Source organism: Cellulosilyticum lentocellum DSM 5427 (genome assembly GCF_000178835.2).
Classification (GTDB): domain Bacteria; phylum Bacillota; class Clostridia; order Lachnospirales; family Cellulosilyticaceae; genus Cellulosilyticum; species Cellulosilyticum lentocellum.
On the sequence record NC_015275.1, the window covers coordinates 4,188,129 to 4,211,088 of the forward strand.

Below are 22,960 nucleotides of genomic sequence, written 5' to 3' on the forward strand. Positions count from 1 at the left end.
TTATACCAGGTATACCTATTATAGCTGTGTGCATGACACGATGCAATAATCAAAACAGAATTGTAACGTTCTTGTAAATTTATTACATTTTCAAAACCAAACGTATTATCAAACCTTTAAGACTATATATATTTTTATTTTTTTATTTAAATTGTTTATGATTTAAAATTAAATTTTTTATTGTTGTCCCCTAATGCTCCTATCATCTTTACTTTATTTTTATAAAATTATGTAAACTGCCATAAAATTATAAATGTAAAAAAGCCTTTAGCAAGCAGTCTATACTACTTGCTAAAGGCTTTGTAAGTTATTTAGTTATTATTTATTTGTAAATGTAGCTGTTTTTGTTGTGTTATCCCATGCTTTAGATACACCAAGAAGTTGAGCTACTTCACCGATTGGTGCGTATGTTCTACCATCTTTCATAACTACTTTTGTAGCCATTTTGATTTGAGCACCGTTAACAATTGCAATATCGCTATTGTTTGTTAATTGAATTGTTCTTGTTCCTGCAAAGATTGTTGCTACACCATTAGAGAATAAGATATTATTTCCTTCTACACCGAATGCTTCAGCAACATATCTTACTGGTACCATTGTGTAACCTGGATCTTGAATGAATGATTTAGCATCCATTTCTTTTACTACACCATCTACTGTGTATTTACTTTCACCAATTACGAATGTTGATGTACCTCTTCTAAGACCATTTGAACCTAAATCTTCTGTATTTTTTGTTCCAATTGTGATGAAGTCTGTAGCTTCGATTGTATCGTTAAGTGCTGTTAAAGCTTCGCCACCAATTTGTACATCATATGCACCTTCTGCTACTGTACGGTCTGTATCAATTACGAAGTTTGCAATTTCGATTATTGAAGCTGTTTTAGATGTACGAGTTACAGGAATAGTTACTTTTTGACCTGTTACTTTACCATCTTTAGTAACATCTTCAAGTTTAACTTTACCAATTTGAAGGTCACCTGTTACTTTAACCTCTGGAGCTTCAGCAAATGTGATCCCTTTTTCTGCTGGTAAAGTAATTTCGATATCTTTACCTTTTTTGATCATTTCTTTTTCTGTTTCAGTAATAGTGATTTTACCTGCTTCTTGCCCTTTAAGACCTACTTTAAGAACAGCTGCCTCTGTTTTAACTTCGATTGATTGTTTAGCTGTTGCTACTACTTTAGTAAGTTCTTCACCGATTGCACGACCTGTTACTGCAAGTGTCGCTTCTCCTGATTCCTCTAAGCCCATATTTACATCTGCATTGATAGTAATTTTATCAATAGAAGTTGTTGCTAAAACTGAGCTAGTTGTATTTAATGTGAAACCAACTACTTTTTTATCTTCTACGATAGTTCCTGTAATAGCTGCACTAATTTGGTCACTTGTTAATGTAGTTTTACCATTTTTGATAGAGTTAATGCTTGCGATTAAGTTAGCTTTTGTTTTAGCTTCATTTTTATCAGCATCTTCTAACGCAAAGTAACCTTTGTCTAATTTAAATTCTACTTCACGGTTTGCAATCATAGAGTCTTCAACATTTTCAGAAAGAGTAAATTCTACTGCTTTAGTTTGACCAGCTACGATTTCTACTGCTTTATCATCTTTAACTGAAAGTGTATTACCATAATCAGCTACTTTTGCTACTACTACATCGCTTTGTGAAGTAACTGCTTTACCATCAATATCGATAGTTAAATCACCTGTCTCTGGTGTTTTTTCCTTAGATGCTACAGTAATTCCTGTAAGTGTAATTTTACCGATTGAATCTTGTGTAAGATTTTTTGGTAATGTGATTGTTAATACTTGAGAGTCATTTGTATTAATTGAAGCAATACCTGTTACTGTACCTGTACCAAATCCATAGCTAAGTTGAGCTGTACCTACTCCTGTGAAGTAGAAGTCATCGTTTTGGATTGTAAGTTCAATTGTATCTTTACCTGCTGAATTTTTGAAAGCACCTGCAACTGCTTCTGTAAGAACGATATCAGCGATAGAACCTGATTTGTAGAATGAAGGAATATCTGTTCCTACTGTAACCTTTGCGATATCTTCGCTAGTTGTTGCAAATGTATAAGTTCCACCTGTTACTGTAGAAGATGAACCGAAAGATTTAACTGTTACTTTAGCATCACCTTCTTTAACTGTTGTTAAAAGAGGAATTCTAAGTGTTGGAGCTGAACCAGCAGCCACGTCAACTACTACCTTAGCTTCTTTTTCATTGATAACATCTACTGTAACACCTGTTGGTTCAGTCCATGCTGTTTTGTTCCCTGTTGCATCTTCTACAGCAAGTTTACCATTGAGTTCACTCCATTTAGCATTTTCAAGCTCAAGATAAAATACATCTTTAGCTGTTCCTGTTGCTACGTAATCTTTTAATTCAATTTTAAGTTGTGGTGCTGTTGCTACATCTGTTAATGATGCATTTTCTGAAACCATTACTGTTTCTCTGTTTAATGTATTTGTTGATGCCGCCATTGTTACAACTGGTACTGATGTTAATACCATTGCTGATGCAAGAGCTACTGCTAATTTCTGACGTAATTTCATTATGTAAGTCCTCCTGATGTATATAAATTGTATTAATTAACATAATCCTAATAAGCGAAAAATTTATGCGGAGGAAAGATATTCTGACTTTGTTGTCTTCATTCTATTACTAATCTAATTTTTCATTATTCAATTATATAATTTACAGACAAATCATCTTAGCGTGATACTTATATATTCTATTTTTTAGATAAGTAAATATCAAAATCCAGAATATTAATGATGTATTTAAAACTTCACATTTAGCTTAGTGCTCTTCTTAATGATTATTTTAAATATTAATTTTTATCTTATTTAATTATATTTTTGTTTAATTATGTTTAGTATGAATAGATGTGATTGCAAAGTCATTTTTGAATACATTGTAATAACTTGTAATATTTTTTAATATGTATGTAATATTTTTATCTTCTTTCGCGTTTTCGCTAACTTTCAAAGGTATCTTTCCTTTGATGTTTTCATTATACATTGATAATCATAGAATTTCAACATCCATTTATTGGTATTAGTTAAGTTTAACTATTCTTTATTATTTTACATTTATTTACATTACAGGTTTTTATTTTCCATATCTCTTGGTATACAAGGGTTTTCTCGTATCTTAGCCTTATCCTCCAAATAATATTTATATTAATATTTGTAACATTTTTGTAATATATTTATACTCAGCTGTTTATCATAATAATTTTTATCCTTCTACCTTCTTGTTCCTACTATTACTCGGTTTATGCTCTGCTATTTTATGCCTTTTACTCTGATAAAACTACCTAGGTAAACTACCCTAATTTCTAGTTTATTTATAAAAAGTATTTTAACTTCTTTCATTCTTTACTTTTATAAGCTACACTGATAAAAAGAATGAGTAAACATATTAAACGTATATAATAACTATACATATAACATATACCGGAGGAAATCATGTTAATAAACAAGTTACTTAAACATAGATATATTCTTATTTTTTTACTACTTGTAATAGGTGGCTTTGCTATTTATCTTTTCTCCCTACCCCCACGTAGTGAAAAAGATACTTTACAAGTTATGCGCTTAAAAGCAGATGCCACTTCCACTTTTAGATTGGAATCACAACTGAGTTATACACCTGATTTAATATCGCAATTAAAATCCAATTTGACGCAAACAACTACAGAATCATCTCCTATTCACGTGTTTAATATTAGTATTTCTCTAGGACATGAACCCATGCAGCTTAATCAGGTAGTTAATGAGCTTGTTTCACTAGCCACTTATGTACCTAAGCTAACGATTTCTTTAATCCCTGATGATGAAATAGATGAAACAACTTATATGAATCTCTACAACGATTTTACTTCTCTATTAGCCCTGCAAAACAGTTCCAATATTGAGGTCATTTGTTATCCCTTAGATTTATCAAGCCTCAAACAATATACCCAGTTAGATAGTATTTCTAGTATAGGTGTCAACATTAGTAGCACCGACGATTTAGAGAAACTTAATGTTATCTATAACTTCCTTAATGACGCAAAAAAACTATATATCAGGGAAAACTTACTCAACAGCTCTAGTGATAATATCAGAAAAACTACTGAAGAAATTAATGCTCTATACTATACTTTGGCCATTCAATATCCTGAATGTCAAACAATCTTTTCTCCTCTTATTAAATTACCTTTTGGATTGCAAGATGCTTTTGTACTTACAGAAAAAAATCCTAACTATGCCACATACCAGAGCATCTATGGCAGATTATTAACTGAGCCATGGTTAACACTTAAGGAACTGCCTTTAGCTACTACTTCTCCTTATGAACTTTTGGATAGCTATGATATACTTACCGGCACAGAAGAAATTCTCCTTGCACCTGGATCAACTATTTTACCTGGAAAGTCTATAAGCACTTCTAAAACTAGCTATATACACTACAGATTAGAAGACCAAGAGATATCTGTGCAGAGCTATTACCCTTATGTAGCTAAAATAGATACCACTTCGGAGCCTAATGGCATAACTAGATTTAAAGCTCTTGGCTATAATAGTACTGGTGAAATAACTGAAGTGCAAAGTATAGATTTAACAATTCAAAATGACAATGCCTTTTCACGTGCTGAACGTAGCTTGAGAGATTTCCCGCTTACTAGCCAAATGGTATATAATTCTAAATATATTCCTATTTTGATGTATCATACCGTTGCAGAGACGGTATCTACAGAGGAAAATAATAGCTGCGTTGAAATAGAATTATTTGATGCTCAAATGAAAGCATTAATAGATAACGGATATACACCTATTAATTTCAAAGTACTTTACGACTATATAAATAGAGTAAGCGGTTTACCCGAAAAGCCTATTTTAATCACTATGGATGATGGCTACTTAAACAACTATACAAACGCTTATCCTATTTATAAGAAATATAATATTCCAGCTACACTATTCGTTTCTCCCTATTTTATGGAAAAAGAGAATACAGAAAGGCACTTTGGTTGGAAGGCTGCTAAAGAAATGGAGGACAGTGGTTTAATCGATATTCAATCACATGGCTATAATCACACCCCTCTTCCTTATCTTTCTTTAAAAGATGTACGATATCATATCTCACGTTCTAAAGGACTTATAGAAAAGAATCTAGGGCCGCGCGATGTATTTGTGGTAGCCTACCCACAATTTCGTAACACCAGCTACACAAGAAAGCTTTTATCTGAACTCGGCATCGATCTTCAAATTACCAAACTTGCAAAAAGAGGGACGGTTCTTGATGCTTCTAATTTAAAGCGAATTAATGTTCCTAATACTATGTCTCCGGAAGAACTCATTAGTACGCTTGAAAAACTAACGAATTAAAATAAAAAAAGAAGGACAGAAAAAGAGGGACGGTTCTTAAATTCTACATTTAAGAACCGTCCCTCTCTCTCTTTAACCTATTAGCATTTTATCATTATAGTCTTTTTGTAATTCATATCTTAAATAATTAATTAACTGATCTAAGAAAGTGGCACACTCTGCTTTAGTTACTAACTTTTTAGGAAGTATATAGCCGTTACTAGGTGTAATAATACCTAAATTACTTGCTGCATAAATAGAAGATTTAGCCCAGCTAGAAATCTGTCCATCGTCTACAAATGGTGTATAGCTATCCATAGTTCCTAGTCCTAGTCTTTCTAAACCTATTGCTTTTACATTAAGTAAATACATAAGTTCTCTGGTCATACTCGTATTGCCATTAAAGTATCCTCCATCAATTAGACCCGCTTTATAAGCTGCAACAGCATATGGATAATAACTATCCCCTTCACTAATGTCTTTAAATGGGGACGGTTCTACTTGTTTTTTAGAGGAACTACGTGTACTTTTGCTGTTTTCTTCTGGCAATGGGATTTGAAGAGCTTTTACAAGCATCTTTACATATTCTTTTTTTGTCACAATTTGATTTGGTGAAAAAGTAAGTGGATTTTCATCAAAGATCTTCATGCTATACATTTTCTTAATTTGAGTTTCTGCTGGATGTCCTTTAAGATTGAGTGATGTCGGTATAGAAAGTTGTTCCACTGTAGGGCTACTTTCTATATTCATCATGCCAGATAGTTCATCATCATATAACCCAATATTACCTTGTAAAATATTATAACTTAGTGCACCTTCGCTTCTGATAATTTCTTTGTAGTTTCCTGCCATGCTTATAGCAGTTGGTTCATTAGCCCCATATTGTATATCTCTATATACAGTAACTGTTGGTGTTTCCTCTACCGCATAGCCTTTACCACTAGCTAAATCTATGGTTATCTCTCTCTTTTGTGTTTCTGTTTTTGCAAATGCTTGTTCATAACCATAAATAGGTGCATTAACTGCTATCACAATATTTTTTTCTTCTCCTGGATTCCCTACCCCTTCATAAACAGCTTCATAGTGTACATCACCTCTATAGTAAAGTACACCTGGTGTATCATCTTCTAGTACACTCTTGGAGTATTGAGATTTTGTATTATCTAAGGTATAGCTTTGTCCTTTTACTGTAATAATTTCTTTCCACTTTTTAGCTTTGGTAACTTTTGTAGTCTGTTTTCTATTGGCTTCGTATATGTATTGCGTTTCAAAAGTAATATCTCTAGTCAGCTTTACTGTACCATCTGTATTAGCAGCTTCCATAACATATCTCTCAGTATATGTTCCTTCAGCTTTTTCTTTATCTACACCCTTGCCCGGCGAAATAGTTACTGTTCCTTCTACTAATTCTGCCTTGCCAGTCAAATAAATATTCTCTTTATAAGGTAAAGTATATTTTGACGTAGTGGATTTCTTACTTGTTTGCGCCATAGAAGTTAAAGTTTCTAATTTAACTCCTGGTGTAATCCCACCAAAGCTTCCCATCTCACCTTCGGCTGCAAAGGTCGAGGTTGCAAATAACATAAAACTTATTCCCAGTGTTAGTATTTTTTTCATTTTGACCTCCTAGTTCTCTACAATGATGATATAACCATTTACCGCGCCTGCAGAATCTTTTAAGTTAGTTTCAACCATGGCACTGATGATATCGCCTTCTTCTAGGCTACGGGCTGGAACTACTTTACCATCCTTTAAAATAACAGTATTAGACTGAAGATTAATGGTAGCCCCTGTATTTTTCTTGCTATATTGAACCCATTTCTTTTGCTGTTTATGGTAATAATATGCATCTTTAATTTGAATACTACCATCAGCAGCTTTATAGACCTGTCCCTTAACAGATTCTGTTATATATGGCATATCAATAATCATATAAGCTTTATCACCTATAGCCACTACTGTATACACATTACTTACTTCTGATTTATCTCCATAATCTAGGAATGCCTCAATTCCATCTTCTACAATACCCTCTGCTGTATAGAACTTGGTATTAGCATCTATTGAGAAAGTATGTGGTGTTGGATGATAGTACCATGTATTATCTTGTAGTAATGAGAAAGTTTCAAATTGGAAAGACTCTCTTTCTTTAATTTGTTTAATTCTTCCTCTAAATACCTCTAAAGAACCTGTTGTTTTCTCGCTCAATATATTTCCAATAGCCAGCTTGTTCTCACCAGTAACAACAGCCTGCAAGGTATCTCCTACCATAATACTGTTACCATCAACTAAACGTTTATCTCTTACTACAATAGCATCTTCTGCAATATAAATGGTTTCTCCCGATAATAATTTTACCGTATTTGCAGAAGCATAGGTTACTAGGGACGGTTCTAATGTAGTTTGAAGCTTACTCTGGAAATTTAGCTTGATTGCATTTTCTTTTCCTTTATAGTTTTCTGCTGCTACATACACATATCCATCCGCATTTTTTAAGTTTCTACTTACATAATCTAGCGATACACGATTTCCAATAAGGTAAGCTGCTACATTAGTAGTATCTAATCCTATACGTAGTAAACTATTATATGCTCCCCAATTAGTTTTCCCTAATGCCTGAGCATTTTTTAAGTTAAGCACCTTCTTAAATGTATCTACAGAGGTAACCTGGCCCCTATAAATATTAGAAATATATCTTGTATCATTATCAATTACAATTTCTTGAACAGTCTCATCTATAATGCCTTCCCCTAAAATCTTTTGACAAACTAATACTTTCACCCAACTTCCAGTTTTAATTGCACTTAAAGCAGTTGATGTACTACCTTTAGTTACGGGTGTATTAAGTCCTACATCATAAACATAGACGTTTCCTTGGTCATCTTGAAGCTGCAAACCAGCTGTTTCTCCTGTATTATATTGGAAAGAAATAACCTTACCATAACGCACTAAATAGTCATTGTATGCGCTGATATAAGTTGCAATTCCATCTTTATTTAATCTAATATAAATGCTGTCACCTGCTTGAATACTTGTTATAGATGAATCTCTAGGGTCATATTCAAAATTAGGAAACATCTCATCAATATATCCTATCCTATCCTCCATCTCATAGTAGGGTTGCTTTTCAACTACTAATTCATCTTTATAGTAATTACAAGTTATCTCTCTACCTTGGCTATTCTTATATACTAAATATCCTAGCTCTGGATAATTTTCTACGACGATTCCTCTATCTTCTGTATAATTATCATATAACATATCATTGTATTCTGATTCTGTAAGATATGCAGGTATCTCTGCAAATGTTGTCATACCCATACCAACGCTTAAAATAACTGTCCCCAGTATGTAACACCAACGTTTTCCCATTTTTGATTCCTCCTAAGTAAAACTAACCTTAACATTTATATCGACTTGCTTCTTTACTTTCTTTAGGGACAGGTCTTAATTTATTATGTTGTTTTATAGTGTTTTACAGGGACAGGTCTTTAATCATGCCGGTCTTTAATCATGCCTAGCTTATGGAGACTAGCTTATGGGGACAGGTCTTAATCATGAGCTTCATTATGTCTGGATAATAAAAAAGATAAGGAGGCTATCCTTATCTTTTAAAATGTTTTTACAATTTCTTTTAGATATGCTTTAAATTCTTCATTTAGTTCTGGTCTTTTTAACGCAAATTCAACAGTTGCTTGGAGGAATCCCATTTTATTACCTACATCATAGCGATGTCCAATAAAATCATATGCATACATCGGCTCTTCTTTAGCCAATTTATTAAGTGCATCTGTAAGTTGGATTTCTCCACCTGCTCCTATTTCCTGTTTCTCAAGGTAATCAAATATTCTAGGAGTAATAATGTATCTTCCTAGTACTGCTACATTGGTTGGTGCTTCATCTATAGGTGGTTTTTCCACCATATTTTTTACTTCATAAATACGACTATCTAATTGAACTCCATCTACTATTCCATATTTATTAACGTCTTTTCTTTCTACTGTTTGGACACCCAAAACAGATGCATTATATTTTTCATATACTTCTATCATTTGCTTAAGCGCTGGCTTCTCCGAATCAATGACATCATCACCAAGTAGTACTGCAAATGGCTCATTTCCCACAAAAGTTTTAGCTGTTAGGACTGCATGACCTAAGCCCTTTGGTTCTTTTTGTCGTATATAATAAATGTTAGCTATTTGAGACACTGACCTTGCAATTTCTAAAAGCTTTTTACTTTGTTTCTTCTCTAGTTCCATTTCCAATTCTACTGATTTATCAAAATGGTCTTCTATTGCTTTTTTAGTTCTTCCTGTTACGATAATAATATCTTCTATTCCTGATGCAACAGCTTCCTCTACTATATATTGAATTGTTGGTTTGTCTACTATTGGTAACATTTCTTTTGGCTGTGCTTTAGTAGCAGGTAAAAACCTTGTCCCTAATCCCGCTGCAGGTATGATTGCTTTTCTTATTTTACTCATTATATCCCCCTTATTTCTCTCCATTTAGTTTATACTTCTATTTTTATCTAACTAGTATATTTTTATATTAGTTAGCCACTATTAAATATATATTATCACTAACCTTTTCACCTTGCATCATAATCTTGTATTCGATGTATATCTTTACCCCTTTTGTTAAGAAATATATATCACATTTATTTGTAACAATTTCTATCTCCATATCTCCATAGGGAGTACTATAAAGTGTTTTATGTGGCTTATTACTATCAAACTCTAAGTTTCCTTTCATGGCACCTATCCTTTTTACAGAAACCATATTATCCTTAGTTTTTATGACTGTAGTTATACCTTGTTCTTGATCTTTATAGGTAATATAGATGCTCTCATTCTTAAAAGTAAGATTTCCTAAAAATTTATTTTCAGCTTCATCACTATGAGTGGGATACATTTGTTTATCATAGACTGTAATTTGTGTTTCTTTCATTTCACCCTCCTTTGATTGAGTACAAGCTTAGTTATAAATAAGGTTACTTGTGACTTTCCTGCCCACAAATAACCTTACTTATACATCTTATTATTTTCTTATAATGTAGAGATATTCTACTAATAAACTATCACAATGGTCGAAAATATATTATAAGCTTGCTAGCTCTAATAATTTTGTAATGATTTCTTTTACACTAAGTCCTGTTGCCGCAAATAGCATTGGATACATACTGATAGACGTAAATCCAGGAAGTGTATTAATTTCATTAAAAATAATCTCACCGTTTTCTTTAACAAAGAAATCTACTCTGGACAGTCCTTTTCCTTCTACTGCATCAAATACATCTTTGGCATAACCTCGAATTTTTTCCTTTATCTCATTTGGCAAATCTGCATCTACTACTGTTTTGGATTCCGCATTATTATACTTAGCATCAAAATCATAAAATTCTGCCGCTGCTAAAATTTCTCCAACACCTGAGACTACAATCTCATCATTTCCCATAACTGCCGTTTCTACTTCACGTCCTATTATAGTTTCCTCAATTAATACTTTACGGTCATGTTTAACTGCTTCATATAGTCCACTAATTAGTTCTTCTTTATTATTTGCCTTTGAAATACCAACAGAAGACCCTGCATTAGCTGGCTTGATAAAATAAGGATAAGAAAAGGCTGATTCTATTTTCTTAATAGTTTCCTCCATATGTTTTAACTCTGGCTCTTTAACTAAAACAAAACGTGCTTGGGGAACATTTTTAGTTGCCACTGCTATTTTTGTAAACGCCTTATCCATAGATACTGCTGAGGCTAAAACACCACAACCCACAAAAGGAATTTGTGCAAGCTGACATAAGCCCTGTATAGTTCCGTCTTCTCCATTCTTACCATGTAATACTGGAAATACAATGTCTATATTGATCTTGATAGATTCTTGACCTTCACCTTTGAAAATCCATAATGCTTTTTGAGTTGCATCTGGACTTAAAAAAGCAGAAATACCGCTTTTTTGCCACTCATTATTTGATAAATCATTATTAGTTCCTGTATATAATAACCACTTACCTTCTTTAGTAATACCTACTGGATGTACTTCATATATGCTTCTATCAATATTATTTAAGATAGTAGTTGCTGACTTCAGAGATACCTCATGTTCAGATGAACAACCTCCAAATAGTAGTAAAACACTTTTCTTCATTATTATCCTCCTAGTTATATCCTCTAACCATATCATATTCCTTAATAACTTCATTGCTTACTATATTTTATTACTTAATCCTTCAATATTCAATAATTGTTTTAGGGACAGGTCTTAGTATATGTTATATGTTAGGGACAGGTCTTATTTTTAACTGCAAATAAAAAGGTTATTGCCTAATTATGTGTAACAGCAACAACCTTTACATGTGTCCTATTTAATCTCCTTATAATCGGATGGATTAAAGAAGGAGTTTATTTCATCTATTAGCTTAAAACGTATTTGATAAGGTCTGCTTTTACTAGTAATTAATTTGTATTGTTCTGTATTTAACTGCTGTTCTAATTGTTCTTTCCCTTCTAACGGCACTACTCCTGTTGAAGCATCTAGATAACATAAAGGTGGGAACATAACACACCACCAATTTTCTCCCTTTCCTTCACCAATAACTACTCTACATGCTTCATATTTTCCTGCCGGTAGCACTACATCACCATAAGACTTGGTTGGAAAATTAGCTTGGTCAAGTGCAACATATATCGAATAATCTTTTCCCCAGTTAGCAACCACTTCCTCCGCCACTTCTTTGATAAGTGGAATGGATTCTTTTATAATATACCTGCTATCTTCTATATCTGTTGACTCCTTAAGCAAAGGTTCCATGTAAGCTATAACCTCATCCTTTACTTGTTGTTTTAAAAGTTGATCTTGCGTTGAATCACTATTAGCTACGACATGAAACCTAATAACTTTATCAGCTAAAGAACTCGTGGTAGTACTAGAATAGCTCACAGCCACCGTCAAGCATATAGTTACCAGTATCAAACTCATAAGCATAATAAAACTAATTCGAATCATTCTTTCATCATCTTTAATAAATTCTCTGTATTTTTGTTTTATCGTATTCGTCCTACTTACTTTTTTCATTATATTCACCACCAATAATTTATTTTATAAATTTTGTGTAACTAAATTATTGCCAGCTTATTATTTATTATACAAATGTTTATTATTTTATATAAATTTATTTTTGTAGGGATGCTATTATAGCATCCCTTTCAATCATTATCATTTTGTCATTAATCATTGCTTCTACTATTTTCTTAATACTCATGGATATATATACATCGCTCATATTCAACAATTGTCCAATCTTTTTATAAGAAAGTCTTTCAATCAATGCTATGAAATAAATTAACATTTCCTTTCTAAATCCTTGAGTCCTATTGCACATTATTTCTCCAACACTTGTTTTCCAATGACCAGATAATCTATTAATGAGTTCCTCATGCTCTAACTTAATCATTCCTCTTAAACAAATATCATTTATTTTCTCTTCTTCTGCACTTGCTACTTCTTCATCTACCAATTCTTTTTCTTCTACATAATGTTTATATAAAACTTTACTCTGTGTATATTGAGGTGCAAAATAGCTCAGTAGCAACTCAACATCAACAATATCATCTTTCTTATCTGCTATATATACAGAATAACTACTCCATTCATATTCCTCTGGCTTTTGTACAAGTTGTGCTTTTACCGGATTTAGATGTATATATTTAGATACATTTACAAAGTATGCTTCATTCTTAACTATACTACTAGTGTATCTATCTTGAAATAAGTGTCCTGAACATTTATATTTCTTATTAAAATAAATGGCATAACTTAGATTCAAACCTTGCATAAATCTAGATATATCTTGACCATTATCAAATATTAGCAAATGAACATGGTTTGTCATCAAACAATAGGCATATATACATACCTTATAGCTTTCTTTATATCTTCTTAATCTTGCTAGATATTCTATTCGATCATCATCATCTACAAAAATACTTTGCTTATTATTCCCACGAACACTAATATGATAGATACTACACTCAGCTTTTTCTCTAGCTTTTCTAGGCATGTATAATACTCCTTCCATTCTATTGTTTAGAAGAAGTATTGACTAAGAAAATAATTTTTAATCTTTTAGACCTGTCCCTACTCAACTTTTATTCAAGCATTCCCGTATTATGAATAGTAACTATTGTTACTACTTTGATTGGTATATTTTTATATCCTGTTATCAGCCATTGATTTTCATAAGACTCCCATTCTTTAGGATGCTTACGATACATTTCTAATCCTATATTTAGAAAATCCACGTTTATTTCTTTTGAATAGACAATACTCTCTTGTGTTTGCTTATTAATTTCTGCTTTAATTAAACTGCCTATTTCTCTTATGCTTGATTCATTAAATAATTCGTTCTGCTCTGATGATACAAACTCTGTTATATTTCCTTTTACTTTTATTTCTATCTCTGCACACCATTCACCATTATTTGCATTAAAAGAAACTCTAGATTCTTCTTCCTCTATATTGTAGGTCAAATTCTCCCCTTTATATTTCACAACAATAGGCACTTCTTTAATCTTTCCCTCAACGAACAATTCTCCTCTTACTTGCTCCTTGTTTATCCAGTCTGCTAACTCATAATCTTTAATTACTGCAGCACCTTGAATAAGAACCGTCCCTTCTTGATCACTTATTACAGGAATGGTAGTTACGCCTGTATTTTGCAATTCTTTTATCAGATTGCCTAACGTTTGTTGTTTCGCATAGCTAGTTGGCCGTTCTGAATTATTAAAGAATTTCATAACATAAAGTCCTATGATAGGATTCTGAGGATTTTTAGCTTGTGTTAACTTTCCAGCCTTTCCCTTCACAGCTAAAATACTTGTTCCTCTCCCTATCTGCATATTTCTAATAAGCCCATCAATAGTTGCTTTAAACAGTTCCTTATCTTTTAGCAATTCCTCTCCCAATACTAAAGCTTTAGTATGGCTGAAGGTAACTGTATTTTGTGTTTTACGTTCTACTTCATCAACACTTGTGGCTATCGTTGAGCTTTTGGTTATTATCGCTGTTTTTACATCTTCTGATAAACTATCTTGGCCTGATAACTTTGCTATATCTGGTATTGTATAGGTGACTTCATATCGTTTATCTTGTGCTTCTGTACTACTTTGTTTTGAAGCATCATTTTTATCTATTGCAACCTCTAAAACCACATGTCTCTCATTAATCTCTACACTATCCCAGCACCCTGTTAAAACAAAAGGTAAAAAGATAATTATGATATATTTTAATTTATTAATGATCATAACCAACTCTCCTCACTTTAGCAATTAACCATAATAAAAGAGGGACAGGTATTAAAAACCATGCTCCAAAACAGCGCTGGAACTTAATATAGTAATCGTATGTTTGAATTAAACTTGTAGGCCATACTGCTATGAAATAAACTATTGGCACAAGAGGTAATACAAATACATTTTCTCTTTTAAATCTGAAGCTTCTGCTTCCTATAAGTGAAGTAAAATAAAGACCTGAACTAATATACATAAATATGCTGAGTATCCAGCCTGTCATCATAAAAATCTCTTGATTTTCTATGATTCTTCCGGCATTTTCAATGCTTTGCATAAGCGTTAATACTGGCCATATCTGCCTATCAACTTCACCAATTCCAATACTACATATAGTTAGCAGAATAATAAGCGCCTCTAATATTGCAATAATAAGAATAGCCCTAAATGCTGCCCGTCTTGCTTTCTTTGGTTTTTCCATTAACCCAGTCATCATCAACATAAATTCAATAGGCATAAAACTTAAGCTAATATAGTAGCTTCCCCGACCCACCTGCGCGAGGTTAGTCTGAAAAAAAGGCATAACTTGCTTATAATCTGCACTTATAAGAATTTTGCAAAAAACAATCCCTAAGGGAACAAATACAAAATAAACTAAAATCTCTCCCATTCTGGCTGTTGCTTCCATTCCTGATTTCACAAGGTAAGCTGTTGATAAAAGCATAACCAACATAATCACTACTAAAGGTGTTTTAGGTAACATCACTTGAGTAATCATTTCTCCGAACATACGTAATTCTAACCCTGTTGTTACAATAAGTTTTATAGCAAATGCAATGACGATAATATATGCTACAAATCTAGGCACAACCTTAGGCGTAAATTCTACCAGAGTATCACCCGGGAAATTTTTAGTCAATCCTGTAATACACCACACATAAATTACACCAAAGATTAAGGCTACTATAGGTAATATATATCCATTTCTTCCTACAAAATCAGCTGCCATCTTCGGTAATATAAGAATAGTCATATTAAACATCTGCAAGACAAGTAGCATAGTAACCTGTCTAACCGATATCTTTCCATTATGGGTAAACATTTACTCACCTCCACCATTCTTATTATTTTTATCCTTAACTTGACCATTAGTTACTCCACTATTAGGTCCTGGTGCCACATCTTGCGCATTAATTCCCGATTTCACTCTTAACCTTGTTCGTTGTGTATGTCTTGCAAAAATAGGCCTTGTAGTCTGCATAAATGTAGGAAATCTTAAAATTGTATCCTTTAAATCTTTAGAATCATTTTGATCAGATATATTATATGGCGCTAAATACGGAATTCCAAAACTCTCTAAAGATGAGAGATGTGTTAATACTAATAACGCAGCAATTAAAAATCCATATAAACCAAATACTGCAGAGAAGGCAATAAATAAGTACCTAATCAACCTAAATGCTGAAGTTAAACTATAATCAGGTATTGCAAAAGTACATATAGCAGTAAATGCAATGATGATAATAATCATTGGACTAATAATGTTGGCATCAACAGCAGCTTGCCCTATAACAATACCACCCACCAAACCAATAACATGTCCTATTGCCCCAGGCGCTCGTATACCAGCTTCCCGAAACAATTCAAAAATAAGTTCCATGACTATAATCTCCATAACTGTAGAAAAGGTTATACCTTCCCTAGATGCAGCGATGGATATTGCAAAAGATGTTGGTAACATTTGGGGTTGAAAATTAAGTGTAGCAATATAAAGTCCTGGAAGTGCAAAAGAAAGAAAAGAAACTATATATCTTAATATTCTAGTAAAAGTCATGATTTGCCAGCGTTGATAATAATCTTCGGAGGCTTGATAGTATGCATTAAGTGTAGCTGGTACTATAATTCCAAAAGGAGAATTATCTACTAAAATTCCTACCTTCCCCTCCAACAAACTCGCTGCAAACTTATCTGGTCTTTCTGTCGCTTGCGTCTGTGGAAATGGACTTTTCCAACTATCTTCAATAAGTTGTTCTATATAGCCACTATCGAAAATGGCGTCTATAACATATTTATCAATTCTTCTTTCCACTGTCTCAACTAGTTCAGGTCTAACAATATCATCTACATAAACAATAGCTACATCAGTTCGACTCCTAGTGCCTACACTGACCATTTTTATTTTTAGTTTAGTATCACGAATACGTCTTCTAACTAAAACTGTATTAAATCTTATGGTTTCTGTGAACCCATCTCTTGGACCTCTTACTACGCTTTCCGTAGCAGGTTCACTTACACCTCTAGCGGGCCATCCTCTAGTAGCAATTACAAGTCCCGTTTTTGAACCTTCTACAAAAATAGCACTATCTCCTGATAGTACTGCATTTGCCATAGCATCCATGCCTTCAACTTCTTTTACATCAAAGGTTGCTGAAAAGTGTTGCATTACCAACTTCGTAGGTGTAATTTTTGCATCAAATACCTCTCCATTTAGATTTTTGTACTCAAACACCTTACTAAGCAAATAGTTTTCTAGAATATCACGATTTACAAGACCATCTACATAAACACCATATATTCTAAATTTAGCATCTTTGCAAATATTTACTTCTCTTTTAACAACATCCATACAGTCATGAAATAAGTATTCTATACACTTTATATTTTCATCTAAATCTGTAAATATCTCTAAGGATATTTTATTATCCCGGTCATGAAATTCATCCTCGTTACTTGCTTTAACCTCTTTTTTTTCTTCAATCATGCTACACCTCCTTAATCTAGTTAAATACTGGTGATTATGAATCCCAGTATCCCTACAATGATGTAGATCCAACCCACCACTTTTGAGAACCTTCCCTCTCTATCCATGTGATCTACTCGTATTAAGTTATTACTCTGAACAAACGCCATATATAATCCAATAACTAGCATAATACTATCTATATAAACAGAAAATAAACCACTCAGCTGTGTCATACCCTACACCCCTTTTTATCAAAATCAATTCTATATACATAACCATTATCTGTAATTAAGTAATTTTTATGCAAAAAGAGAGGGACGGTTCTTAAAATGCTTAAGCATTTTAAGAACCGTCCCTCTCTTTTAATTTCTAATTTTTCTTTTCTTTAACACTATCGCCCTCTACTAATTTTGTTTCTAGAACAATATGTTGGTTTTCTACCTTATTTTCTAAAAGTCCAATTAATAACTTTACACTCACTACTGATAGTTCATCTTGTGGCTGTTCAATAGTTGTGATACTAGGATTATAGTAACTTGCAATATCAATACCATCAAATCCCATTACGGATATATCATCTCCTACTTTATATCCTAAATCTACTATAGCCTTTGCTGCTCCTATAGCCATTGTATCTGCAGTTGCAAAAATAGCTGTTATTTGAGGATTAACTGCTAAAAACTTTTTTGTTCTTTCATAGGACAAAGCCGTATCATAATTACCATAAATAACATAATTTAAGTTATGTTTGATCCTATAATCCTTACAAGCATTTTTATAGCCTTCATATCTCAGTTTTCCAATACTATAGTCCTGTTTATTACCTAAAATAATAGCTACTTCTTTATGCCCTTTCTCAATTAAATAAGAAGTGGCTTTATAACCTGCTTTCTCATTACTAATACTTACCGTAGAAAAGTTCTTCCAGGTCTTCGGCTGCTTAAAATCTACACTTATCATAACAATTGCTATGTCTAACCCGTGAAAACTTTCTTCATTTACCCCTATAAAGTTTCCTCCTAAACAAATAACCCCTTGAAGTCTCTTTTCTTTTGCAAAACCAACCAATGTAGAGACATCATCCACATTATTATGATAATGTACAATAATTGAATATCCTGCTTTTTCTATACTCATACTGATATTTTTTAATAGCGCAGCAAAAAAAGGATTGAAAACCCCTCGAATGAGTATTCCTATATTATTTGTGTTTGTCTGCTTTAGTACCCGAGCACTGTTATTTGGAATATAATTATTCTCACGTATTATATCTAGTATTCTTTCTCTAGTCTCATATTTTACGTCTGGATGATTGTTTATTACTCTAGAAACCGTACTTACCCCTACCCCTGCTATCCTAGCAATATCAACTATTGTCATCCCCATCTGATGTATCCTCTTTCCTTTCTGGAATTTTACTCTTCCTGTTTAATTAATACCCTTTTGCCTATTGGTACATATACTGTTAAGTTATTCTAGCATACTTTTTTCAGATTGTTAACTATTTCTCTTTCTAACTAAGTTAAAGAACCGTCCCCATATTTTACATAGGGACGGTTCTTTAACTTAGTTCCTCTTTTGTTACTTTTGGAAATTATTACTTAACTGTTTTTGGTGTAATACCCCAAATCTCGTTAGCATATTGCATAATGGTTCTATCACTTGAGAAGATACCTGAGTTTGCAATGTTCATTAAGCTCATTTGTGCCCAATGTTTTTGATCTTTATATGCTGCAAATACTTTATCTTCAGCTTCTTTAAATGCTACAAAGTCAGCTAATAAGAAGTAAGTATCTCCTTCGTTTACTAATGAATTATATAAATCTTGGAATTCACCTGTACCACCATCGCAGAATGTACCATCTACTAATGCATCTACTACTGTTTTTAGGGACAGGTCTGCTTCGTAGTATTCTTTTGAATTGTATTTACCACCAATTTGTTCGATATCTTCTACACGAAGACCAAAGATGAAGTTATTTTCTTCTTTTGCTTCTTGAACGATTTCTACGTTTGCTCCATCGTATGTTCCAAATGTTAAAGCACCGTTCATCATGAATTTCATGTTACCTGTACCTGATGCTTCTTTACCTGCTGTTGAAATTTGTTTTGAAATATCTGCAGCTGGGAAGAGTTTTTCACCGTAAGATACGCGGTAGTTTTCTACGAAGATAACTTTCATTTTGCCACCGATAACTGGGTCATTGTTAACTTTCTTAGCAATTTCTCCAATAAATTTAACGATAGCTTTTGCTCTTACATAACCTGGGAATGCTTTTGCACCGAAGATAAATGTAACATTTGGAATATCCATTGATGGATTAGCTTTAAGTCTATTATATAAATCTAAGATATAAAATGCATTAAGTAATTGACGTTTGTACTCATGTAAACGTTTGATTTGGATATCAAATAATGAGTTTGGATCAAGCTCTACGCCTTCTACTTCTTTAATGTAAGCTGCAAGCTGTTCTTTCTTAGTTTTCTTAATAGCCATAAGTTTATTAAGTACAGCTTCATCATCGATGTATTTTTCTAATTGTTTAAGCTCTGATAAATTATTTACCCAGCTTTCTGTTCCTAAGAGCTCAGTGATGTATGCTGATAATTCTTGGTTACAAAGTCTCATCCATCTTCTTGGTGTGATACCATTTGTTTTGTTTTGGAATTTCTCTGGATATAATTCATACCAGTTGTGTAATTCTGTATCTTTTAAGATATCTGTATGAAGTGCAGCAACACCATTTACAGCGAAACCAACATAGATCGCTAAGTTAGCCATTCTTACTTGGTTGTAATTTATGATTTTAAATTCATTGATTGCTTCTTTATCATAACCTTTATCTTCTAATTCTTGTACGAAAACAAAGTCAATGTGACGGATGATTTCAAGAATACGTGGGAAAAGTTTTTCAATAAGTTTGACATCCCATTTTTCTAAAGCTTCAGCTAAAATCGTATGATTTGTATAAGCAAATACTGTTTTGGCAATACTTAAAGCATCTTTAAATTTTACATTTTCTTCGTCAACTAAGATTCTAATTAATTCTGGGATAGCAAGAACTGGGTGAGTATCATTAAGCTGAACTGCATGTTCTTTTCCAAAGCTGCTAAAGTCACTACCGAATTTAGCTTTATGTGTACGGATAATATCTTTTAAGCTTGCACTTACCATGAAGTATTGTTGACGTAGTCTTAAAAGTTTACCAGCTTCTTTTGAGTCATTTGGATAAAGTACTCTTGAAATGTTTTCTGCATCATTTTTGCATTTTAAAGCTTCTGTATATTCTTGTTTGTTAAATAGGTCAAAGTCAAAGCTTTCAAGAGACTCTGATTGCCATAGTCTAAGTGTGTTTACATTTTTAGAACCGTAAGCAATAATTGGCATATCATAAGGTACAGCTTTTACACTGTAATCACTAAATTCTACAATAACAGCTTCGTCATCTTTACGGATACTCCATGGATCACCATATTTAAGCCATGTATCAACCTCTTCCATTTGAGCTCCATCAACCATTTTTTGATTGAATAAACCGTTTGAGTAACGGATTCCGTATCCTTGAAGTGGAATGTTTGTTGTTGCTCCTGAATCCATAAAACAGGCAGCAAGTCTACCAAGACCACCATTACCAAGTCCAGCATCTTCTTCAATTTCTTCAATAGCATTAAGATCAATGTTAAGTTCGTTAAGTACTTCCTTAACTTCATCATATACACCCATGCTGATTAAATTGTTACCAAGTGCACGACCCATTAAATATTCAGCTGATAAGTAGTATGCTTTTTTCCCTTGGTTGTATAATGCTTTTGTTTCACTCCAGTCATCAACTACTTCTTCAAGTAACGCTAAAGATAGCGCATTAAAAATTTCATAATCTTTTGCTTCTCCCAAAGATTTTCCATATTTAACTTTACAATATTTGTTTATGCTATTTTTAAGTGCTTCCTTATTCATTTGAATCCTCCTCTAATCTTCCATACATTTTGGTTAAGTCATAAATTCTCTTAGCAAGTTCTTTTGTAAGTGCGCCGTCTTTTATACGCCACTGCCAGTTTCCACCTAATGTTGAAGGTAAATTCATACGTGCCTCATTACCTAACCCAAGGAAATCTTGCATTTGAGCTATTGCTGTATCTGCTACACTACTCCAAGCACCTCTAATGAAGCCCCAATGATAGCCTTCACAAATATCTAACTTCAAGTAATGTTTTGCATTCTTAACATCTTCAGGGTTACCAGTTGTATCAATCCATCCCATAACTGTGTCATTATCATGAGTTCCTGTATATACAACACAGTTTCTAGTATAGTTATGTGGTAAATAATCGCTTTCTTCTCTGGTATCAAATGCAAATTGAAGCACTTTCATACCTGGATAACCTGTTTTGTCTCTAAAGTTAATCACTTTATCTGTCATATAACCTAGATCTTCTGCTATAACATCGATGTCTCCTAATTTTTCTTTAACTGCTTTAAAGAGCTTGATGCCAGGTCCTTTAACCCATTTACCCTTTTTAGCTGTTTTATGACCAAATGGAATTTGCCAGTAAGACTCAAAACCTCTGAAGTGATCAATACGGATTACATCATAAAGTTTTAAACTAGCTTTAAGTCTTTCAATCCACCACTCATAACCTGTTTCTTCAAGGTAGTCCCAATCATAAATTGGATTTCCCCATAATTGCCCATCATCAGAGAAAGCATCTGGTGGACAACCTGCAACAAAAATTGGATTTTTATTCTCATCTAATTTGAAAAGTTTATCATTGGCCCAAGCATCTGAGCTATCTGCTGAAACATAGATAGGAATATCCCCAATAATTTTAATACCTAAACTATTTACATAGCTTTTAAGAGCTTCCCATTGTTTATAAAATTCATATTGAACAAAAATCCAATATTCAATTTCATCTTTAAGCTCTTTTTCATATGCCTTCATAACTTCTGGCTTTCTGAGCTTAATATCCTCATCCCATTCTTGCCAACTACGAAGTTCCATTTTAAATTTAATAGCCATATACATTGCATAGTCTTTAAGCCAAGATGCATTTTCCTTCTTGAACGCTTCAATTTGTTTTGTTAGCTTACCTTTTGAATTTTTATAAGCTATATGTAATACCTTATTTCTCTCTGTAAATAATTTTTCATAATCTACAAATTCGTCACTTCCAAAATCAACATCTACATAATCTTCTGGTTTTAATAACCCTTCTTTTTCTAAGGTCTCTAAGTCTACAAAGTAAGGATTTCCTGCAAAAGCTGAAAATGATTGGTAAGGAGAATCTCCATAGCTTGTAGGTCCTAATGGTAGTATCTGCCAATAACTTTGTCCTGCTTCTTTTAAGAAGTCAGCAAATTCATATGCCTTTTTACCAAAGCTACCAATACCATATTTTTCTGAAAGGGAAGATATATGCATTATAATACCGCTTTTTCTGCTCACTGCTAATCACGCTCCCAATTTAATGTATGATTATTCTTGATGCTTATATGTTTAACTTCTAGTTTATACCTCTTGCTAAATCCTTGATTTATGCTATTGGTACCGTTTTCAGTTATTAT

Annotated in this window: 16 protein-coding genes; 1 reads left to right on the top strand and 15 read right to left on the bottom strand. The window is 32.9% G+C overall.

The features are described 5' to 3' along the window. Positions 1-318 precede the first annotated feature (318 nt). Positions 319-2,556 (bottom strand): stalk domain-containing protein, encoded by a 2,238-nt coding sequence (locus CLOLE_RS19165; protein ID WP_013658777.1) that lies wholly within the window; start codon positions 2,554-2,556, stop codon positions 319-321. 918 nt (positions 2,557-3,474) lie between these two features. Between CLOLE_RS19165 and CLOLE_RS22170 the strand changes: the two genes are divergently transcribed. Further along, the gene (locus CLOLE_RS22170) at positions 3,475-5,379 is read left to right on the top strand and encodes a polysaccharide deacetylase family protein (RefSeq protein ID WP_013658778.1); all 1,905 of its coding nucleotides are present in this window, start codon (positions 3,475-3,477) and stop codon (positions 5,377-5,379) included. 72 nt (positions 5,380-5,451) lie between these two features. Here CLOLE_RS22170 and CLOLE_RS19175 read toward each other — a convergent pair whose 3' ends face one another. From CLOLE_RS19175 to malQ, 14 genes are all read right to left on the bottom strand, one after another. Next, positions 5,452-6,975 (bottom strand): S-layer homology domain-containing protein, encoded by a 1,524-nt coding sequence (locus CLOLE_RS19175; protein WP_013658779.1) that lies wholly within the window; start codon positions 6,973-6,975, stop codon positions 5,452-5,454. Between the two features lie 9 nt (positions 6,976-6,984). Continuing rightward, positions 6,985-8,730, bottom strand: coding sequence for a hypothetical protein (locus CLOLE_RS19180; protein WP_013658780.1), 1,746 nt, complete (start codon positions 8,728-8,730; stop codon positions 6,985-6,987). 239 nt (positions 8,731-8,969) lie between these two features. After that, positions 8,970-9,842, bottom strand: coding sequence for a UTP--glucose-1-phosphate uridylyltransferase GalU (gene galU / locus CLOLE_RS19185; RefSeq protein WP_013658781.1), 873 nt, complete (start codon positions 9,840-9,842; stop codon positions 8,970-8,972). Positions 9,843-9,909: 67 nt separating this feature from the next. Then, positions 9,910-10,308: a DUF1934 domain-containing protein gene (locus tag CLOLE_RS19190; protein ID WP_013658782.1), complete on the bottom strand. Its 399-nt coding sequence runs from the start codon at positions 10,306-10,308 to the stop codon at positions 9,910-9,912. A gap of 150 nt (positions 10,309-10,458) precedes the next feature. Next, positions 10,459-11,511, bottom strand: coding sequence for a D-alanine--D-alanine ligase family protein (locus CLOLE_RS19195; RefSeq protein ID WP_013658783.1), 1,053 nt, complete (start codon positions 11,509-11,511; stop codon positions 10,459-10,461). Between the two features lie 213 nt (positions 11,512-11,724). Further along, positions 11,725-12,438 (bottom strand): stage II sporulation protein R, encoded by a 714-nt coding sequence (gene spoIIR, locus CLOLE_RS19200; RefSeq protein WP_013658784.1) that lies wholly within the window; start codon positions 12,436-12,438, stop codon positions 11,725-11,727. A gap of 97 nt (positions 12,439-12,535) precedes the next feature. Then, on the bottom strand, positions 12,536-13,423 hold the full coding sequence (locus CLOLE_RS19205; protein ID WP_013658785.1) for a transposase: 888 nt from the start codon (positions 13,421-13,423) through the stop codon (positions 12,536-12,538). Between the two features lie 88 nt (positions 13,424-13,511). Continuing rightward, the gene (locus tag CLOLE_RS19210) at positions 13,512-14,666 is read right to left on the bottom strand and encodes a Ger(x)C family spore germination protein (protein WP_013658786.1); all 1,155 of its coding nucleotides are present in this window, start codon (positions 14,664-14,666) and stop codon (positions 13,512-13,514) included. Continuing rightward, on the bottom strand, positions 14,656-15,753 hold the full coding sequence (locus CLOLE_RS19215; protein WP_013658787.1) for a GerAB/ArcD/ProY family transporter: 1,098 nt from the start codon (positions 15,751-15,753) through the stop codon (positions 14,656-14,658). The genes CLOLE_RS19210 and CLOLE_RS19215 overlap by 11 nt, the downstream gene beginning before the upstream one ends. Beyond that, on the bottom strand, positions 15,754-17,412 hold the full coding sequence (locus CLOLE_RS19220; protein ID WP_013658788.1) for a spore germination protein: 1,659 nt from the start codon (positions 17,410-17,412) through the stop codon (positions 15,754-15,756). A gap of 20 nt (positions 17,413-17,432) precedes the next feature. Beyond that, positions 17,433-17,627, bottom strand: a complete 195-nt coding sequence (locus CLOLE_RS19225; RefSeq protein ID WP_013658789.1) for a CLC_0170 family protein — start codon at positions 17,625-17,627, stop codon at positions 17,433-17,435. A gap of 136 nt (positions 17,628-17,763) precedes the next feature. Further along, positions 17,764-18,780: a LacI family DNA-binding transcriptional regulator gene (locus tag CLOLE_RS19230; RefSeq protein WP_013658790.1), complete on the bottom strand. Its 1,017-nt coding sequence runs from the start codon at positions 18,778-18,780 to the stop codon at positions 17,764-17,766. 211 nt (positions 18,781-18,991) lie between these two features. Then, positions 18,992-21,352: a glycogen/starch/alpha-glucan phosphorylase gene (locus CLOLE_RS19235; protein ID WP_013658791.1), complete on the bottom strand. Its 2,361-nt coding sequence runs from the start codon at positions 21,350-21,352 to the stop codon at positions 18,992-18,994. Then, positions 21,345-22,841, bottom strand: a complete 1,497-nt coding sequence (gene malQ / locus CLOLE_RS19240; protein WP_013658792.1) for a 4-alpha-glucanotransferase — start codon at positions 22,839-22,841, stop codon at positions 21,345-21,347. The genes CLOLE_RS19235 and malQ overlap by 8 nt, the downstream gene beginning before the upstream one ends. Positions 22,842-22,960 lie beyond the last annotated feature (119 nt).

Excerpts from the sequence above, each read along its gene's own strand:
- CLOLE_RS19165 (WP_013658777.1), bottom strand. The coding sequence starts at position 2,556 with ATGAAATTACGTCAGAAATTAGCAGTAGCTCTTGCATCAGCAATGGTA.
- CLOLE_RS22170 (WP_013658778.1), top strand. The coding sequence starts at position 3,475 with ATGTTAATAAACAAGTTACTTAAACATAGATATATTCTTATTTTTTTA.
- CLOLE_RS19175 (WP_013658779.1), bottom strand. The coding sequence starts at position 6,975 with ATGAAAAAAATACTAACACTGGGAATAAGTTTTATGTTATTTGCAACC.
- CLOLE_RS19180 (WP_013658780.1), bottom strand. The coding sequence starts at position 8,730 with ATGGGAAAACGTTGGTGTTACATACTGGGGACAGTTATTTTAAGCGTT.
- galU (WP_013658781.1), bottom strand. The coding sequence starts at position 9,842 with ATGAGTAAAATAAGAAAAGCAATCATACCTGCAGCGGGATTAGGGACA.
- CLOLE_RS19190 (WP_013658782.1), bottom strand. The coding sequence starts at position 10,308 with ATGAAAGAAACACAAATTACAGTCTATGATAAACAAATGTATCCCACT.
- CLOLE_RS19195 (WP_013658783.1), bottom strand. The coding sequence starts at position 11,511 with ATGAAGAAAAGTGTTTTACTACTATTTGGAGGTTGTTCATCTGAACAT.
- spoIIR (WP_013658784.1), bottom strand. The coding sequence starts at position 12,438 with ATGAAAAAAGTAAGTAGGACGAATACGATAAAACAAAAATACAGAGAA.
- CLOLE_RS19205 (WP_013658785.1), bottom strand. The coding sequence starts at position 13,423 with ATGCCTAGAAAAGCTAGAGAAAAAGCTGAGTGTAGTATCTATCATATT.
- CLOLE_RS19210 (WP_013658786.1), bottom strand. The coding sequence starts at position 14,666 with ATGATCATTAATAAATTAAAATATATCATAATTATCTTTTTACCTTTT.
- CLOLE_RS19215 (WP_013658787.1), bottom strand. The coding sequence starts at position 15,753 with ATGTTTACCCATAATGGAAAGATATCGGTTAGACAGGTTACTATGCTA.
- CLOLE_RS19220 (WP_013658788.1), bottom strand. The coding sequence starts at position 17,412 with ATGATTGAAGAAAAAAAAGAGGTTAAAGCAAGTAACGAGGATGAATTT.
- CLOLE_RS19225 (WP_013658789.1), bottom strand. The coding sequence starts at position 17,627 with ATGACACAGCTGAGTGGTTTATTTTCTGTTTATATAGATAGTATTATG.
- CLOLE_RS19230 (WP_013658790.1), bottom strand. The coding sequence starts at position 18,780 with ATGGGGATGACAATAGTTGATATTGCTAGGATAGCAGGGGTAGGGGTA.
- CLOLE_RS19235 (WP_013658791.1), bottom strand. The coding sequence starts at position 21,352 with ATGAATAAGGAAGCACTTAAAAATAGCATAAACAAATATTGTAAAGTT.